This is a genomic window from Paludibaculum fermentans (assembly GCF_015277775.1).
Lineage (GTDB): Bacteria > Acidobacteriota > Terriglobia > Bryobacterales > Bryobacteraceae > Paludibaculum > Paludibaculum fermentans.
In genome coordinates, this window is the sequence record NZ_CP063849.1 from 1,254,627 (window position 1) to 1,271,264 (window position 16,638).

Consider the following 16,638-nt stretch of genomic DNA (forward strand, 5'->3'; position numbering starts at 1 on the left):
CCCATCGGCCGGGTGTGATTCTGAGGGAATATTCCCCCGGCACATGGGACGCCTCACATCGCGAGACGACGCAACGGCTGTGATTTGAGAAGAAACTGGTGCCGGAATGCCTGGATCCGACCTGATAGATGCGAATTGAAGAGAGTAGTATCGGAGCTGAAGGTCGGAAAGGAGCGGTGTTCCATGTTCTCCTCTTTCAAGCGTACTCGCGCGTCGAGTCTATTGGTTGGTTGTGTGTTGCTCTTGCTCACTGCCTCGGTTAGCCTCGCCGCGAGATTGAATCCACTCTTGGTTAACGGCACGATGGTGGCCTATGGGTATGGTGGCGGCTTCAACGTCCTTGGATGTTCAGGTGCGGGCTATGTTGATTGTGTGGTGTCTGGGGTGGGTTATGATTTCCCATCTGATGGCCAGTATGAATATACTGGCACTGTCCGCGGTACCGCGCGGGTCTTAGTAACTCCCCGCATTCTCTATGCTTCCGCTCAGGTTTATGGGTATGTTTCCGCCTTGTGCCTGTTACCCGTTTGCCCATCTCCTCCACTAACGGGGGGTATTGCTTCGGCTGAGTTCTACGGCGATTTCTACGTGATCTCTCCCGGTGAGGGAATACTGACCTTCAAAATGTCGACCGATGGGCGACCGCCGGTCCGGATTGTGCTTCCCGTGTCCGAGGGCCTGCAAATGGTTATGCCGTTGGATGTCTACACCCAGATGCAGTTCTATATCGACTCGGGAACTTTCAAGTACGATTCCCTTGAACACTCAGTTCTGATCTCCGATATCCGGATCGTGCCAGAGCCGATGACGGCTTCGTTGGTATTCGCAGGACTCGCACTTGCGGTGGCCAAAGGGCGGAACTTCGTGAGGTGAGGTGGTATCCGGAGTTCCACACCCACAGAGTGATATCGACACCGACGTCCACCCCAAGCCTGCCGTAGGGGCTACGACTGTCGAGCCAGCAGTTGGTAGGACTTCCCGCTCTCTGGCCAGCCCGTTTGGGAGCTCCCGCCTCCTTGCACGGCACATAAAAGGACAATCGAAATCGGCGAGGACGTTAGGTGGACAAAAGAATGTCCCACGGAGGCGTTGAGCTGTGCGGGCGGGCGCTAGTGGGCGAGCCCTAAAGCATTGACGGGCCAGGGAATGGACACTAGAAGGACAGGATCGAGGGTGGGCTGGGGGGCAACAGCGTACTGGGCTGCCCATACGGTGCCAGTATGTTATTGATTTGAGGGGGAAAGTGGTACGCCCGAGAGGATTCGAACCTCTGACCTTTTGCTCCGGAGGCAAACGCTCTATCCAGCTGAGCTACGGGCGCACAGTTCACTACGATTATAGCTTAATTGGGCGGCGCTAGACGGCGAATCTTAATGTTCCGGAACCACGCCACGTCATTGTGGTGCTGCAACGCGACCGGAGTGATTTGTTTCGGCATCTTCTCGAGCATCTCGCGCACCGGATGGCCGGCGGCCCAGCGCTCTTCGATGTGCTTGCGTACTTCGGCCGTGTCCAGATCGGTATCGACGACCTTGACGCCGTTCAGCCAGTGCTCCACGTGCTTGCCGCGGACGACGATCTTGGCCTGGTTGAATTCGCCCACGGGCTTGGTGGCGTCCTTGGTGGCGGCGGCCATGCGGTAAAGCGATGCCGCGCGGCTCAGGGGGCTGTGCAAGGCGTCAGGATGGCGTTGGTTGTCGATCACCTGGTATTCGAAGGCCACCGGGTAGATCTGGGCGCCCGAGCCCGCCTTTACCTTGTCCAGGCGCGCCGAATGGTGTTCGAGCTCGTAGGCCACCTGCTGCTCGAAGGGCATCTTGGGATTCGGCAGTTGAGCCGCATCGATCAGGACGGCGTCCTGAATCTTGTACTTCACCCCGCTGTTTGAGCCCGGGGCGACCTTCCATTCGAAGGTCATCACGAAGTCACCGAAGGTGGCGGTGCTCAGCAGGTCTGCCCGCACTTTCGGGTTGGCCAGCGACTTGAGGCAGCCGTCCTCAATGCCCCACGCGTCCGCGCCGGCCTTGGTCCAGCCCTTCATCGACTTGCCGTCGAAGAGGAGCATCCAGCCCACCTGCTTCTCTTCTTTGGTAAGGGTGTTGGGCGGCTGCTGCCCAAAGAGGCTGGCGGCCAGGGTGAGGGCGACGACGGGGAGGCGCATGGGGACTAACTCTTCTTCTTGGGTGCGGGTTTGGCGGCCGGAGCCGGGCCGAGCAGACGGGTGATGTCGGCGCGCAGGTTGGCTTCGACGGCGGCGTCGGCCATCCATGGCTCCTCGGCGCCGTGGTGAACCTGGATCATGCCCTTGCGGTCAATGATGGCGATGTGCGGCATCGACATACGCATGACATCCGGGATTTGCAGGTAGGCGCGCGACTTCATGTAGTCGTAGACGCCGAGGGGGAAGTTCGCGCCGCTCTTGGCGACGAAGCCGGTGATGTTCTGGCCGGCGTTTTCATCGATGGCCAGGCCGATCACCTGCAGGCCCTTGGGACCGAACTCCTTTTGGAGGCCGGCCAGTTTGCGGGCGGTGTCCTGGCAATGCGGGCAGGTGGTGAGCAGGAACTCCAGTACCACGACTTTGCCCTTGAGGGCAGAGAGGGTAATGGTGTCGCCGGTATGGGCGATGAACTTGATTTCGCCGGCCGGGCGCGGCAGCGTTTCCGCCACGGCCGCCGATGACAGACACAACGCCGCAAGCAGCGTGGCGGAGAGCAAACGCATTTGGATCAGCCCTTCTTTGCCTGACTACGCAGTGCGGCGCCGGTGCCTTCCTTGACTAAACCTTCCACCACTTTGCGCACGTTGTTTTCTTCATCCTCGAAGAACTTCGTATCGGTGCCGGGGTGGTAGGCGCGAATCATCCCCTTGCGGTCAATGAAGACCAATTGTGGGAAATAGACCGGACCCTTGTTGGGGTCGGCGCCGAGCCATTGATAGGCCATCTCGCGCTTGGTGTAGCCCACGGGGAACTTCAGGCCGAGTTTGTAGATGTACTCGGGGATCACCATGCGGGCCTGGGTGAGATCGTCAGGATTCACCGCGGCTCCGAGCGCCGTGAAGGCCTTTTCTCCGCCCATGTCGTTGAGAACCTTCTGCATCACGGCCGAGCAGCGCTGGCAGTGGGGGCAGGTGGTGAGCAGGAATTCCAGGACAACGACTTTGCCCTTGAGCTTGCTCAGCAGGACCAATTCGCCGCTATTGAGGGTGATGACGAGCTCGGGCGCGGGTTTCGGGACCTGCAAATCGGCGAACAGGTTGAGACCGCCGAGCGATGCCGCCGCGCCAAGGCCTACGAAGTTTCTACGGTTGATCATAATCCAGCTTGCCTTTCAATATAACGCACCGGCTAAAGACCCGGACGGGCCGCGGCCGCGTCGGGTTTCAGCCCTTCCAGGCCAGTGACCTTGGCGCCTTCCGCCACCAGGCGAAAACCCCCATCGTCTCCTGTGCCCGCCAGTACGGTTTCGGTCTCTTCCTTGAGCTCGAGCTTCTTCCATTTGCCGGCCAGCACCTTGCGGTACATGCGCAGGAACTCCCGGGCAGATTCAGGGGAATCCCATTCAACGGACCACCGGAGGACGGTGTGCTTGTCGCGTTTGTGCTCCAGCAGGTCCAGGCTGGAGCCGCGCCACTTCTCGGCCTGTTTCGTCGCATCCTGCAGGTTGGTGTACTGCTGCAGCAGGATGCGGAAGTCGAGTTCGCCGATGCTGCCTTCGGTGAGGCTCTCATATTCCCTGCGGGCGGCGACCGCGGGCAGGGCCGGATGGGTGGGCTCGATATTTTGGATGTACTTGGCCGGATGGAGAATCTGCTGGGTGGAGACCGGCGGCTTGCGCAGGATCTCGGCGAACGACTCCTTGCCCGAACGCACGTAGATCGCCTGCTGGAACATCATCCCGCCGGAGTAGGGAAAGAGCAGCGTTTCCCTCAGATACAGCGGCGCGCTGCTGAAGATGGGGTAGGTTTCGGCGGCCATCTGGCCCATCGCGGGCAGCATCATTTCCAGCGTGCTGGGGCTGGTTTTGAGGCTCTGGCCCATCTTGCGCAATTGGGATTCCACCATGATCCACATCGCCTGGCCTTCCACCACGGCCATGCGGGCGGATTGAGCCTCGTCCGACTTGGGCCCTTTTTCCAGGAAGCGCTTCATGTCGAAGTGCTGGTCGGCGACGGCGTGGGATAGTTCATGAACGAGGACGGCTTCGGCCATGGCGTCGTCGGTGGCGCCGTCGACGAAGAGCATCTTCTTGCGGCGGTGGTCGTACACCGCGGCGGCCTGTTCGCCCAAAAGGTCGACTGTGGCGGACTTGAGGTCGAAGTTCTGCGGCACCAGGCCGAGTTTCTTGAGCAGCAGTTCCTCGGCGCGGATCTCAGCCGGTTTTACGCTGGCCTGGATCTCGTCGTGCACCCACTTTTTCCAGCCAGCCCGCGAGATGGCTTCGTAGGGGACGGGATGCTTGACCTCCAGGCCGGTGATGTCGGCGATCTCGGCGGTAACCCGCTGAATCTGCGCGGCATCCGGAACCTGGGCGCCGGACCGGCCCAGAAACGGCAGGGCGAGCACGGCGGTAAGGATCAGAGATCGAGCCAAGTTTGGAGAGTCCTCCTATGGAAATAGACGAAAGCGGCGGCGAAGAGACTCGCGAATCCGCCAATCGTTGTCGTCCAGCGTGAGCCGATAGCCGAGGCCATGGCTCCCGAGAGCAGGCTGCCCACCGGAAGCATGCCTATCACCATCATCGAATAAAGACCCATGACGCGTCCGCGAAAGTGATCCTCGACGTGGGTTTGGATGGCGGTATTGTTGGCGGCGTTCTGGCGGAAGATGCAGGTGCCGAGAAAGGTCATAATCCCCAGGGAGATGGGGAATGAGCTGGACCAGGAGTAGGCGATGAAGCCGCCGCCCATCCCGAGCGTGGAGAGCAGGATGACCCAGTGCAGGCCCTTGGCTCCGCGGCGTCCGGCCAGGCTGAGGGTGCCGAGGATCGCGCCTAACCCCAGGGCTCCGCTGAGCATGCCCAGGCCCTGGGCGCCGCGATGGAAGATCTCCTCGGCGAAGACCGGGGCCAGGGCGGAGGCGGGTGCGGCGGCCAGGCTGGCGGCCCCGGCGGTGACCAGCAGGACTCGAATGGCTTTGGTCCCCCAGGCATAGCGGAAGCCCTGGGCAATGCGCTCCAGCGGGGTTTCGGATGAGCCCTGGGGCGGCGGTTCGACGACGTCCATGGCGACGAGGCTGAAGATGACGGCCAGGAAGCTGAGGGCGTTCAGCGCGAAGCATGTGCCTTCGCCCAGTTTCGCGACGACGAAGCCGGCGATGGGCGGCCCGATGACCCGCGCCGAGTTGAAAACAGCGGAGTTGAGGCTGATCGCGTTGACCAGGTCCTCCTTGCCGACCAGGTGGACGAAGAGCGCCTGGCGGCCGGGAATGTCAAAGGCGCTGGCGATGCCGAGGACTACGGCCAAGCTGAGGACCTGCCAGACCTGAATGTGACCAGTCAGCGTCAGGATGGCCAGGATGACGGCTTGGATCATGGCCGCGGTCTGGGCGTAGAGCACGATGCGGCGGCGCGGATAGCGGTCGGCCACGAGTCCCGTGATGGGGCTGAGCAGGAGAATGGGGATGTTGGCGCAGAACCAGGTGAGGCCGAGCATCCATTCGGAATGGGTGAGGCGGTAGACGAGCCAGCTCTGGGCGAGCTGCTGCATCCAGGTGCCGGCCAGGGACACGGTCATGCCGCCGGCGTAGAGACGGAAGTTGCGATGCCCCAGCGCGCGGAAAGTGCCAGACCCCATCCTCTTTCAGGGTAGCGTGTTGCGGTACAATGAGGTGTTTAGTCAACGATCTTGGAGGTTCCCTTGGCGGAAAAAGTCAAAGAAAATCTGTATCAGGCCGAGTATCTGGGCAGCGGCACGTTTATCATCACGAAGCCGAAGCGCACGAAGCGGAAGCTGCGCCAGTTGCGGCTGAAGAGCCCCAACACGGGCATGCGCAAGTAGGGTACTCCCGCCTTATCAGGGCCGGTCAGTTCACCGGCTCACCCCCATACAATTCAATGCGCACGGCGTGATACGCTCACTCCGTGCGCATTAGTTCATTCTCCATTCATCCTGTCGCGGTGGCCGACCCTCCCATCCGTAGTTCCTACGGGCTCCACTCCCCTTACGCTCTCCGTACCATCCTGATTCTGAACACCGATGACGGCATCACCGGCATCGCCGAGGCGCATGGCGGAGACGGCTCCATTGCCGCGCTGAACGCCATCCAGCCCATGGTGTTGGGCATGGATCCTTTCCAGTTGCATGCGCTGTGGTCGAACTGGGGTAAGCCGGATACGAGCGGCGACCGGTCGCAGACCTGGATGGTGCCCGGCGAGAATCCGCGCGACGCCCGCACGCGGGCCTTTGCGGCGGTGGAAGCGGCCTGCCTGGACATCATCGGCAAGGCGGTTGGCAAGCCCGTCTGTGACTTATTGGGCGGCCGGGCGCGGGATGCGGCTCCGTTTTCGGCGTACCTGTTCTACAAGCACGCGGGCGGGGGCGGGGAAGGCGCCGATGCGCGAGAGGACGAGTATGGCGAATGCCTGTCACCGGAGACCATGGTCCGGCAGTGCCGCCAGATGATCGAGAAGTATGGCTACAAAGAGATCAAGTTAAAGGGCGGCGTGTTGGAGCCGGAGATCGAGATCGAGACGATCCGGGCGCTGCGGCGCGAGTTCGGGCCCGGGTACCCGCTGCGGATCGATCCGAACTGCGCGTGGTCGGTGGAGACGTCGGTCCACGTGGGCCGGTCGCTGCGGGAGGAGCTTTCGGGCGGCGGGTATCTGGAAGATCCCACGGCGTCGATGGAGGGCATGGCGGAGGTCCGGAAGCGGCTGCTGGCCGAAGGGATCGACACGCCATTGGCTTCGAACGTCGCGGTGACCGGTTTGGACGATGTGGTGCCTGCCTGGCGGACCGACGCGGTGCAGGTGGTGCTGTCGGATCCGCACTACTGGGGCGGGATCCGGAATGTCCAAAGGCTTTCGGATCTGTGCGATGCGCTGGGCGTGGGCGTCTCGATGCACTCGAACAATCACCTGGGCGTCAGCATGATGATTATGGCGCACGCCTGCTGTGTCTCGCCGGGCATGCACTTCGCGTGCGATACGCACTATCCCTGGCAGAGTGAGCAGGATGAGGTGATTGAGGGCGGCCGGGTGAAGTTCGTGGAAGGTGCCGTGGTGATTCCGGACAAGCCGGGCCTGGGTATCGAGCTGGATATGGACCAGGTGGGGCGTTTGGAAGAGCGCTATAACAAGCTGACCTACCGGAAGCGCGACGATGCGGCCGAGATGCGGAAACATGTCGACCCCGCGTGGCAGCGGATCCTGCCCAGATGGTAGCTAGAAGATGAAGCTGACGCCGCCGCGGAAGGAGCGTGGGAACTGGATCAACAGCAGCATGCTCCCGTCCGCGCTGGCGATGGGCACATAGCCCTGGGCCAGCAGGTTGCGGAGTTCGGCATTCATCTCCAGGCGGCCCGGAATGCCGCTGACGGCGGGGATGGGCTGGTGAACCTGGAAATTCAAACCCAGTTGCGGGGTATTGGTTTGCGTCAGGTAGGCGTGCGTCGGACCCAGCGTGCCGTCAGGGGTCCACACATAGGACGCCGTGAGCCGGGTGCCGGAGGCGGGCATCTGGCCCATGACGCGGGCTGAAGCCCAGGCCTTGCGCACCGGCCGCATGCTGTGACGCAGTTCCGAGCCCAGGTTCGTTTCCAGGCTGGAGACGCCCGGACTCATCATCCCCGTGGCGCCGGCCATGACGGTGGCGTTCCAGTTGCTGTGGAAGTTCTGCGTGACCGAGCCGGAGTAGCCGATGGTCTTGTAGTTCCCCATGTTGAAGATCGAGCTGCGCGACGCGAGGTCGGGCAGGCGATCGCCATCGCCGAAATCATTGTTGACGGAATCGAACGTGACAGCGGCGTCGCGGATGAAATCCTGGTAGACCGAGGCGGCGTAGGTGCGGGAGCCGGCGGCGCGGCGGTAACCCAGTTCAAAAGTCTCGTTGCGCTGGACTCGGGCGCGGCCGTTGTTCAGGGAGACGCGCGGGAACATGGCCAAGCCAAGCAGTTGTTCCTGCCCGCCGTCATCGCGGTTGTGGGCGATGAGGTCGAGCGCCGGAGCGCCGCTGGAGAAACCGGCCTCGATCTGGCCGATGCGGCCGAGGTCGTAAGTCATGCGGGCGAACGGACTAAAGAGGTTCAGGTGCTCAATGAAGACGACCGACTCCAGCACGGCGCCGTATTCCAGTGAGATCGCGTCGGTGATGGTAGTCTTCTCGCTCACCTTGACGGACATGGTGCGCAGGGTGGGCGTCGCGCCCTGGCCGGAGAAGAAGCCCTGTCCGGCGCGCTGGCGCATTGCCGCCTGGCGCACGGTGAGCTCGACGTTTGGCGCCGAGGCGGAGTCGTTGTGGCGGCTGTAGCTGGTGCGGAAGCCGGTGGTGGGCGTATTGGTGCCCGGAGCGTAGCCGAAATTGCCGCTGAACTTGACCACATTGCTGCCGAAGAGGGAAGTGGCGAGCGCAAAGGCGGTACCCAGATCCGCTTCCGATCCTAATGAGGACGAGAGGCCCTGGTCGCCGGCCGAAACCCGGACGAGCCCGGAGGTGGCGGCGAGGGGAGAACTCGACGGGGCAGGTGTGGCTCCGCCATTCAGCCACGGATCGTTGGGCGAGAAGCGCAGGACCGGGCGGGTGGCGGTGGAGCTGCGAAGGGTCCACTTCCAGTCGTCGCTGAGCAGGCCCGTCTGCGTGGGGTTCGAATAGACAAGCTCGATGGAGCTGAAGAGCGTGGCGAGCTGAATGTTCAGGAAGCTTTCGAAGCCGGCCCGCACGGGGATGTTGCTGCGCATGGCGGGGACGAAGCTGCTGAGCGAGACGCGAACGCTGTAGTTGTCGGGTGTGAGGGCGTCGAAGCGGAAGTGGCCGTCGGGCGCGGTGAGAACGCGCTGAACGATGCGTTCGTAGCGGTTCATCAGAAAGACCGACGCACCCATCTGGCCGACCCCGGCGCCGTTACGCACCTGTCCTTGTATAGAGCCGAACAGCTTGAGTTCGGCTCCTGACAGATTTCCAGTACCGCCCAGGAGGGCGGCGAAAAGAACAACCCCGGTGGTGCGAATCATCCGGTGTTGGCGGGCCTCCTCGTGCCCCTACACTCCTTCAGAACAACCTCTTATGTTATAGAGAACTGAGCCGACTGGGTCAAGGACTGATTCTTGAGCTTGTCGGTCACTTTCAAACGGATCGTGTACTGCCCGGGCGCCAGGTTGAGGTTCCCCAGCGGCAGCATCTTCTCAATGGTCATCTGCGAGGCCGAACCCTCGATCTGCGTGACATCCTCTGTGAATTCAAGCACTTTGGAGTTGTCGCTGGTCTTGACGATCTCGTATTCCACGGTGCCGGAGGGCTTGTTGGTCTTCTCGTCAGGCTGGAAGTTATAGAGCTTGACGTAGATGCCCATCTTCTCGCTGTTCTTGAAGTTGTCGCCCATGCGGGGGCGGACCTTCGAGGAGCCGATGACGAACTGGCCGGTGCCGATGCTGCGCGTCGGGACCTTCTCCAGGACGTCGGCCAGGATGAGCGAGCTGGCGAAGAGTTTGTCGTCGTCCATGCGAGGAACGTCGAGCGACATCTCGTAGTTGTTCATGTTGCCGCCGACGACATCCTTGGCGACGACATTCAGGCGGTATTTGCCTGGGGCGAGCGGGACCGACTTCTGATAGATGGAAGAGCCTTTGCTGCCTTCCTGGAGCATGTCGGTGGCGATGTCGACGGTGACGACGTCTTCAAAGACGTTGACGACGCGGCGGGCCATCGAGGTGATGCGGGCGTAGATATTGACGACGCCCTGGCTCACCGGGCCGTTCTGCTTGAATTGCAGGTCCTTGCGGTTGAACTGCAGGGTGATGTTGGTCATCACCGTGGTGCTGGTGGTGGGGAAGAAGTCAGCGCGAGCCTGCATGGGCAGCAGGTTGAACATGATACGCGAGTTCACCTGGGCTTCCAGGTCGGTGAATTTAACCTTGGGCGCCTTCTGCAGGTCAGCGAACTGTTGCAGGCGTTCAAACTGGTTCATGCGGGCGGACTGGGGCGTGTTGCCGGTGCCCAGGCGAGTGCCGTCCGTACGGTTGAAACGGTCGTTCTTGCTGGACATGCCCATCTGTTCCATCATCGTCAGGCCGGCGCCGGGCACCATGAGCAGGGCGTCCTTTTCAGACGGGTCCATGGTCATGCGGTACTCACCGGTCATGGTCTTGTCGACGAATTCGATGTTGATGTCGGTGCCGCTGCCGACGTTCGCCAGGTAGCGGTAGCGCCATTTCTCAAAGGGGTAAGTGGAAGTGGTACCGCCGCCCTCTTCGTAGGGGCGCTCATAGGTGCCGCCGGAGGGATGCGATTCGATTTCGTCAGGCGGGCCGAAGGTGATGTAGATCTGACCACGGTCAGTCTTCCAGCCGGGGATGCCGGACGCATAGCGCTCGTTGGCGTAAGCAATGCGTCGGTAGTGCTCTTCCTTGTACTCGTTCTCCTGCGAGTCCGGGGTGGGGTCGCGGCGGAGCCAGAACTGTTCGATGAACTGCTCCCGCTCCTCGTCGGTCGCCAGACGGGAAAAGGCTTTCTTTTCTTCGTCGGTGATGATGTAGATGACGTCCTCATTGAGCCACTTGCGGTAGGGAGTCATCAGCTCTTTCTTGAGCTTTTCCTCCGCTTTCCGCTTTTCTTTCTCAGTCTGAGGTTTGGCGACAGTTTCGCGGGCGGCGGAATCCTGCTTCTTCTTCTGCGCGGCCAAGGGCATGGTCGGGCAGATCATCAGCGTTCCGGTGAGGAAGACGGAGACCAGTTCTTTGCTCGTCATAAGCTTTACAAGGCTTTCCAGGGCGGCTCACCTTCCAGGGACCGTGGCGCCCGGCCATTGGGGGAGACACCCAGGACCGGCACCACCCATATTTTAACGCAAATCAAAGATGCTGACGTACAAAGACGGTTTGCGGTTTCAATCGGCTCCGCTGGATTCGTGCTGTGGCGTCAAGGCCACAAACTTCTCGCCCGAGGATCCCTTGGCAAACGGGCTGAAGTTCGTATCCGTGTCATACACATCCACGCCTTCCAGGCGCTTGAGCGTGTTCACGACGAGATAGGTGCCGGGTGTCGCGACGACCTCGTACAGTACCTTTCCGACATAGCCGGAGAAGATGAGGTTGAGGATGGTGCCCCAGGACTCCTTGAAGCCGAACGCGAGGGTCATGATCACGACGGAGTCGACAAACTGGCCGACGACGGTGGAGCCGATGGTGCGCATCCACAGGGCTTTGCCTTGGGTCCAGACCTTCATCTTGGCCATAACAAAGGAGTTGGCGAATTCGCCGGCCCAGTAGGCGCAGAGGCTGGCGGCGATCATGCGCGGGACGGCGCCGAAGACGGTGGCGAAGGCGGCCTGGTCCTTGAAGTCGGGGGCGGGCGGCAGCCAGACGACAACCAGGCCCATGACGGCCATGAGGGCGGAGCCAAAGAAGCCGAGCCAGATGGCGCGGCGCGAGCCAGCGTAGCCGTAAACCTCTGTAAACACATCACCAAAGATGTAGGTGATGGGGAAGAGCAGTTGGGCGCCGCTGATCCTGAACGGGCCGATGGCGCAGATCTTGGGACCGATGAGGTTCGAGATCAGCAGAATGGTGACGAAGATGACGACAAGACTGTCGAAGAACTTGAAACGGTGATCGGGCCGTTCCAGCGCGCTGAACGCGCGGGCCGAAGAGGTCATGAGATAAGAGATTACCGTATCCAGGCCCGCGCGTCAGGAATGCTGGGGCAGACGGAAGCCTAAACTTGAACCGAGTGAGGCGGTGCAGAATAAACTTGCGTTCGCACGACAGAATTGACTTGTATTGATACAACACAATAAACTTGTAATGGTACGACATGAAAGACTTGTATCGACTCAGACAGGTGACCAGAGGATGCCCACTCCAAGCGAAAAACTCGCATCGTCTCTGACTGTATTGCGAGCACTTCAGGATTCCGGTCAGCGTGTATTCCGTACCGGCGACTTCAGCCGCACTGACAGGCAACGGCTGCAGAAGAGCGGCTTCCTGGCGGAAGTGATGAAAGGTTGGCTAATCTCCTCGAGCCCGAACGCCAGAGAGGGTGACAGCACGCCCTGGTACGCCTCGTTTTGGGAGTTCTGCTCCCGCTACTGTCACGAGCGCTTTGGACCGGACTGGCACCTATCGCCGGAGCAGTCGCTCTTTCTCCATGCCGAGCAAACGGTGGTGCCATCCCAGGTGGTGGTTTACAGCCCACTGGGCAAGAACAACAAAACGGAGCTACCCAATGGAACTTCATTGTTCGACCTCAAGGCAGAGGGCATGCCGCCGGCGAGAGACATTGTGGAGCGCGAAGGGCTGCGCCTTTTTTCTGCCGCCGCTGCGCTGGTGAGAGTGCCGGAGCGCGTATTCCTGCGCCATGCGGTAGAGGCACGTGTCGTGTTGGCGGGTCTCCGGGAAGCCTCTGAAGTGCTGGATCCTCTGCTGGAAGGTGGGCAATCCGTCGTGGCGGGACGATTGGCCGCGGCTTTTCGGCGGATCGGCCGTCCTGCGATCGCCGACGAAATCGTGGCGACCATGAAGTCCGCGGGCTATGACGTCCGGGAGCACGATCCTTTTGCGGCGGAACAGGTGGTAGTGCCGTTATCGGCGGTGGCCCCAATAGCGGGACGGCTCGAGGCTCTTTGGGAGTTAATGCGCGGCAAAGTTGCGGCTCTGATGCCCCGGTTGCCTGGACTGCCGAGCGATGGCCGGGCCTACCTGCAGTCGGTGGACGAAACCTATCGCGAGGACGCGTATCATTCTCTCTCCATCGAGGGTTACCGCGTCACTCACGACCTCATCGAGCGGGTGAGGACCCGAGGATGGGATCCGGAGCACGATGCCTCCGACCGCCAAAGCCGGGACGCGCTTTCGGCTCGTGGGTATTGGCAGGCTTTTCAACTCGTGAAGGAAGACGTGACCCGGGTCATTGCCGGCGCGGACGCGGCGCAGCTGGTAAGCACGAGCCATCGCGCGTGGTATCGCGAACTGTTTCAGCCGTGCGTCCTGGCCGGGCTAATCCCTCCAGGGGCTTTGGCCGGATACCGGAACGATGCGGTTTACCTCAGGACTTCCCGGTATGTGCCCCCAAGATGGGAGGCCGTCCGCGACGCGATGCCGGTTCTGTTCCAACTGCTGGCAGCCGAAGAGAATTCTTACGTGCGTGCCGTGCTGGGACATTGGATGTTTGGATATATCCACCCATTCCCTGATGGGAACGGTCGAATGGCGCGTTTCCTGATGAACGCTATGTTAGCGTCAGGCGGCTATCCGTGGACCGTGATCCGCGTAGACGCTCGCGACTCGTACCTCTCCGCGCTGGATCGGGCGAGTATTGATATGGATATTGAGCCCTTCGCGACATTGATTGCCCGATGGGTCAACGATGCGATAGAGCGAACGGCTACTGCTTCTCGAAGAAGAACTTGAGGTCGAGTTCGCCCATGGGGGCTTTGATGTGGCTGACGGTGCTGAGGGTTTTGCCGTCCTCGCCCAGGGTCCAGGTCTCGACGGCCACGATTTCGTTGCCTTGAACGTTGCGAACCGATTTCACTTCGAGGTTCTTACCCTTCCAGGTGGCCGTGATCTGCGCTTCGCCCTGGCCGGATTTCACCGTGTGCTCAGCGCCGTCCGTGACGTAGACGACGTCGTTAGTGCGTTCCTGGCTCTGGAAGGACTGGACCGTGGTCATCTTGAGCTCAGGATCGTGGTGGACGATCTTGCGCTCAAACTTGTCGGGTCCCGGGCTGGGGCCGAACTCGCTCTTCTTGATGTTGAGCACCCAGGTTCCGGTGAGGTTGGGTTTGTCCGCCGAGAAGGCGGCCGGAGCGGTCAGGGCAGCGGCCAGCGCTAAAGTCCACAGTCTGCGGTTCATCGGGAGATGGTCCTTTCGTTGGTCCGGGGCCTCGGCCCTGAAGCACGTCCCCAGAATAACTCACGGATCCAGCGCGAAGGTTCGGGCTCTCGCGGGGGATTCGCCCTAGCCGGCGCAGGAAAGAACTTGATGGGGCGCCAGGAGATAGGGCGGGACGATGCCGCACAGGTTGCTCAGCGGGAGGACGTCATCGTGCACCGGCAAGCCCAGTTTGGTGCGCATGAAGTCGCGCCGGGCGCGGCAGCGGTCGAGCAGGGCCGGTTCCAGTTGCGCCTGGAGAGCTGCGTCCGCCATAAGGTAGCCATCCTCCATGCGTGAGGAGTAGTACTTCGGATTGGACGGGATTACATCCGATTGCATGACCATGCCGGAGCGCAGGGGGATGGTCGATCCGGCCCAGACGGGGGAACAAAGCCATTCGTCGAGGTGAATGAGGTGGCCGGCGTTCAGGAAGACGCGGAAGGTGTCCTGGTCGAGGCGGGTGTGGACGGCCTGGTGGAGGGCGCCGCCGGTGGCGCCGATGCGCAGGACGTCGAACCAGGCGGCCATGGCTTCGAAGTAGGGGATGGCGAAGTGGTCGAGGTAGCCTTCGGCGTCGGGCGGGAGGTCGCGCTCGGAGGCGGCAACCCAGCCGCAGCGGCAGACGTTGGCGCCCCAATAGGCGATGCCGCAGGAGAAGCGGCCGCCGACGGTGACGCGCTCGCCGCGGGCGCTGGCCAGGCTGACGCGGTTGGCTCCGCACTTCAGGGTCATGTGGGCGGAAAGCGGCACGCCGTTGAACCGGGCCTGCTCCAGCAGGTCGTAGTCTAGGGCGCCCTGGCGGATGGTGTGGATGACGCGGCGCATGCCTTCGGACGCCAGGCCGTTGGTCCATTCGAAGAAGGCGACTTCGTGCGGGTCGACGGTGGTGCGCAGGCCGCTCGTGTTGTCGATGAACAGGTGGGCGGCGTTGGTGACGTTCTCATAGCCGGCGGCGAAGCGGAGCTCGTCGACGAGGTAAGACGGCGCGTCGATGGAGCTCGGCTGGCTGTAGGACTTCCAGCCGGCGACGCCAACCTTGCAGTGGGCATCGAGGTCGAGGCCATCGAGCAGGTTTCCCGGCTGGCTGGGCTGGTCGGGCAGGGAGAACGGCGTATGGCGGCGTACTTCGATGTCACCCGCGGCGACAGGGGGTGAGGCGGGCAGGTAGCCCAGACACTCGTTACCAGCCAGCAGCAGCGGTTTGGCGCCGGGCCGGACGAAGCACAGGGCCTCTTCAAAGCGGGGATCGAAGCCGGTGAGCCAGGCGAGGTTGGCGAAGTGCTCGCGGTCGCCGTAGACTGCGAGGTGGGTGAGGCCTTCGCGGACCATCGCCTCTTCCAGTTGCGAGAGGCGGCGGCGGTAGACCTCGAGGGGCGCCCGCCAATCCGGGGTTTCGGCGGTGAGGCCGAACTCGGGCCAGGCGACCTCGATCAGGCGTGCGCGAGCCATTGATTCATCAGCATATCGAAGAGAATGCCCCAGGAGCCGCCGGGGTGGCCGGTCTTCTGCTGTAACTCTACCCAATCGCGGCGGTTGGTGGCCATGCCGGCGAGTCCCAGGAAATAGCCGCGGGTTTGGGTGATGGGCGTGATCTGCGGTTTCTTCCACCGGGAGGGCGCCGCGGCAAAGGGGGCCAGGTACTCGACGGAGGTGAGGACGCCCGCGCCTTCGGGGGTTTTGAAGGTCCAGAGATCGATGCCGCGCTGGGCAGCCAGGCGGCAAAGCAGGCTGAAGGCGTCGAGATTCATGATGGAGTAGCTGAGCGAGCGGGTGCGTGCTTCCTCGGCGGGGGCGCTGCCGTCGGGCCGCAACTGGCTGGGGATGAGCCGTGTACGGCAGAGTTCGTAGGCCTTCTGTTCAGATTTGGCATCGCCGCAGAAGGTGGAGTACGCCGCCACCTGGGTGGCCCACCAGGTGGAATGGTTATTGCCGTTGTCGCGCTCCTCGAGCCCCTTGGTGGAGGTGGTGAGCCACTGGACGTAGTCAGAGAACCAGCGGCGGAGCCCGGCGGAGAGTTTGGGATTGGGACAGCCGCGTTCCAGCAGGGCGATGCCCTGGACGCACCAGATGAGCGGGCGGGTGTCGATGATGCCGATGCCGCGGCCGGTGGTGATGCCGCGGATGGCCTGGCCGAACTCGAGGTTCGGATTCATATAGGTGTCGGGCTGGAGGAACCAGACGTCGAGCAGGCGCCAGGCGCGGTCAGCGGCCTCCTCGTCCTTCGTCAAAGTGGCCGAGAGGGCGAGGGCGAGGACGGTATTGGACATGCGGCCCAGGTGGATGTCGTGGTCGACGAAGCGATCGCGATTGACCTTGCCGTCCTTGCGGATGTAGGGACCGTTGGGGTTTTTGGGGTCGGGCCACCAGTAGGGGGCCTCGCTGAAGAAATCGTGCAGGCCGGCTTCGCTGAGACCTTCAGGGCGGGTGTAGGTGACGCTCCACGGGCCCTTGGTGATGCCGGTGTCTCGGGCCGTCTTCAATGCGGCAGAGGGCTGCAGGCCGCTGAGCTCGCTGGAGTGGACCAGCAGCGTGGGCGGCTCTTGCTGTGCGGCAAGCGGAAGGGCCGCGCCGGCTAGGGCGGCCCTTCTCAACAACTCTCTACGTGTCACC

15 protein-coding genes and 1 tRNA gene are annotated in these 16,638 nt (G+C 62.2%); 4 read left to right on the top strand and 12 right to left on the bottom strand.

The genetic code is table 11. The annotated features are described in order from the left end of the window. The first annotated feature begins 183 nt into the window (after positions 1–183). Positions 184–873, top strand: coding sequence for a hypothetical protein (locus IRI77_RS05045; protein ID WP_194450988.1), 690 nt, complete (start codon positions 184–186; stop codon positions 871–873). Positions 874–1,244: 371 nt separating this feature from the next. Here the strand turns inward: IRI77_RS05045 and IRI77_RS05050 are convergent. The 6 genes from IRI77_RS05050 to IRI77_RS05075 all read right to left on the bottom strand — a co-directional run bounded on the left by IRI77_RS05050 (position 1,245) and on the right by IRI77_RS05075 (position 5,796). Continuing rightward, a tRNA-Arg gene (locus tag IRI77_RS05050) sits at positions 1,245–1,321 on the bottom strand. Between the two features lie 21 nt (positions 1,322–1,342). After that, positions 1,343–2,161 carry a 3-keto-disaccharide hydrolase gene (locus IRI77_RS05055; protein ID WP_194450989.1) on the bottom strand — a complete coding sequence of 273 codons (819 nt, stop codon included), beginning with the start codon at positions 2,159–2,161 and terminating at the stop codon, positions 1,343–1,345. A gap of 5 nt (positions 2,162–2,166) precedes the next feature. Continuing rightward, complete coding sequence (locus IRI77_RS05060; protein ID WP_194450990.1) at positions 2,167–2,724, bottom strand: TlpA disulfide reductase family protein; 558 nt, start codon at positions 2,722–2,724, stop codon at positions 2,167–2,169. Between the two features lie 5 nt (positions 2,725–2,729). Beyond that, positions 2,730–3,317, bottom strand: coding sequence for a peroxiredoxin family protein (locus IRI77_RS05065; RefSeq protein WP_194450991.1), 588 nt, complete (start codon positions 3,315–3,317; stop codon positions 2,730–2,732). A gap of 32 nt (positions 3,318–3,349) precedes the next feature. After that, entirely contained in the window at positions 3,350–4,594 is a 1,245-nt protein-coding gene (locus IRI77_RS05070) for a hypothetical protein (RefSeq protein WP_194450992.1), read from the bottom strand. Then, positions 4,579–5,796 (bottom strand): MFS transporter, encoded by a 1,218-nt coding sequence (locus IRI77_RS05075; protein ID WP_194450993.1) that lies wholly within the window; start codon positions 5,794–5,796, stop codon positions 4,579–4,581. The genes IRI77_RS05070 and IRI77_RS05075 overlap by 16 nt, the downstream gene beginning before the upstream one ends. A gap of 63 nt (positions 5,797–5,859) precedes the next feature. On the opposite strand from IRI77_RS05075, the gene IRI77_RS05080 reads away from it, so the two are divergent. Both IRI77_RS05080 and IRI77_RS05085 read left to right on the top strand, forming a co-directional pair. Next, positions 5,860–6,000: a hypothetical protein gene (locus tag IRI77_RS05080; protein WP_194450994.1), complete on the top strand. Its 141-nt coding sequence runs from the start codon at positions 5,860–5,862 to the stop codon at positions 5,998–6,000. An 83-nt stretch (positions 6,001–6,083) separates the two neighbouring features. Beyond that, complete coding sequence (locus tag IRI77_RS05085) at positions 6,084–7,385, top strand: enolase C-terminal domain-like protein (protein ID WP_194450995.1); 1,302 nt, start codon at positions 6,084–6,086, stop codon at positions 7,383–7,385. Here the strand turns inward: IRI77_RS05085 and IRI77_RS05090 are convergent, their stop codons facing one another. From IRI77_RS05090 to IRI77_RS05100, 3 genes are all read right to left on the bottom strand, one after another. Further along, positions 7,386–9,170: a TonB-dependent receptor gene (locus tag IRI77_RS05090; protein WP_194450996.1), complete on the bottom strand. Its 1,785-nt coding sequence runs from the start codon at positions 9,168–9,170 to the stop codon at positions 7,386–7,388. A gap of 50 nt (positions 9,171–9,220) precedes the next feature. Further along, positions 9,221–10,903 carry a GWxTD domain-containing protein gene (locus IRI77_RS05095; protein WP_194450997.1) on the bottom strand — a complete coding sequence of 561 codons (1,683 nt, stop codon included), beginning with the start codon at positions 10,901–10,903 and terminating at the stop codon, positions 9,221–9,223. A 138-nt stretch (positions 10,904–11,041) separates the two neighbouring features. Beyond that, a complete protein-coding gene (locus tag IRI77_RS05100; RefSeq protein WP_194450998.1) occupies positions 11,042–11,809 on the bottom strand; it encodes a queuosine precursor transporter in 768 nt (255 codons plus the stop codon). 196 nt (positions 11,810–12,005) lie between these two features. Here IRI77_RS05100 and IRI77_RS05105 point away from each other — a divergent pair, with 196 nt between their 5' ends. Further along, a complete protein-coding gene (locus IRI77_RS05105) occupies positions 12,006–13,562 on the top strand; it encodes a Fic family protein (protein WP_194450999.1) in 1,557 nt (518 codons plus the stop codon). Here the strand turns inward: IRI77_RS05105 and IRI77_RS05110 are convergent. From IRI77_RS05110 to IRI77_RS05120, 3 genes are all read right to left on the bottom strand, one after another. Next, entirely contained in the window at positions 13,537–14,007 is a 471-nt protein-coding gene (locus tag IRI77_RS05110) for a hypothetical protein (protein WP_194451000.1), read from the bottom strand. The two genes, IRI77_RS05105 and IRI77_RS05110, sit on opposite strands and share 26 nt — an antisense overlap. A 105-nt stretch (positions 14,008–14,112) precedes the next feature. Beyond that, entirely contained in the window at positions 14,113–15,477 is a 1,365-nt protein-coding gene (locus tag IRI77_RS05115) for a M24 family metallopeptidase (protein WP_194451001.1), read from the bottom strand. After that, positions 15,459–16,637, bottom strand: a complete 1,179-nt coding sequence (locus IRI77_RS05120) for an alginate lyase family protein (RefSeq protein ID WP_194451002.1) — start codon at positions 16,635–16,637, stop codon at positions 15,459–15,461. Before IRI77_RS05120 ends, IRI77_RS05115 begins: the two co-directional genes overlap by 19 nt. Position 16,638: the final 1 nt, after the last annotated feature.

What these genes read in the sequence shown, in the direction of transcription:
- IRI77_RS05055 (WP_194450989.1), bottom strand. Translation starts at nt 2,161, where the DNA reads ATGCGCCTCCCCGTCGTCGCCCTCACCCTGGCCGCCAGCCTCTTTGGG.
- IRI77_RS05105 (WP_194450999.1), top strand. Translation starts at nt 12,006, where the DNA reads ATGCCCACTCCAAGCGAAAAACTCGCATCGTCTCTGACTGTATTGCGA.
- IRI77_RS05115 (WP_194451001.1), bottom strand. Translation starts at nt 15,477, where the DNA reads ATGGCTCGCGCACGCCTGATCGAGGTCGCCTGGCCCGAGTTCGGCCTC.
- IRI77_RS05095 (WP_194450997.1), bottom strand. Translation starts at nt 10,903, where the DNA reads ATGACGAGCAAAGAACTGGTCTCCGTCTTCCTCACCGGAACGCTGATG.
- IRI77_RS05110 (WP_194451000.1), bottom strand. Translation starts at nt 14,007, where the DNA reads ATGAACCGCAGACTGTGGACTTTAGCGCTGGCCGCTGCCCTGACCGCT.
- IRI77_RS05090 (WP_194450996.1), bottom strand. Translation starts at nt 9,170, where the DNA reads ATGATTCGCACCACCGGGGTTGTTCTTTTCGCCGCCCTCCTGGGCGGT.
- IRI77_RS05060 (WP_194450990.1), bottom strand. Translation starts at nt 2,724, where the DNA reads ATGCGTTTGCTCTCCGCCACGCTGCTTGCGGCGTTGTGTCTGTCATCG.
- IRI77_RS05065 (WP_194450991.1), bottom strand. Translation starts at nt 3,317, where the DNA reads ATGATCAACCGTAGAAACTTCGTAGGCCTTGGCGCGGCGGCATCGCTC.
- IRI77_RS05075 (WP_194450993.1), bottom strand. Translation starts at nt 5,796, where the DNA reads ATGGGGTCTGGCACTTTCCGCGCGCTGGGGCATCGCAACTTCCGTCTC.
- IRI77_RS05100 (WP_194450998.1), bottom strand. Translation starts at nt 11,809, where the DNA reads ATGACCTCTTCGGCCCGCGCGTTCAGCGCGCTGGAACGGCCCGATCAC.
- IRI77_RS05045 (WP_194450988.1), top strand. Translation starts at nt 184, where the DNA reads ATGTTCTCCTCTTTCAAGCGTACTCGCGCGTCGAGTCTATTGGTTGGT.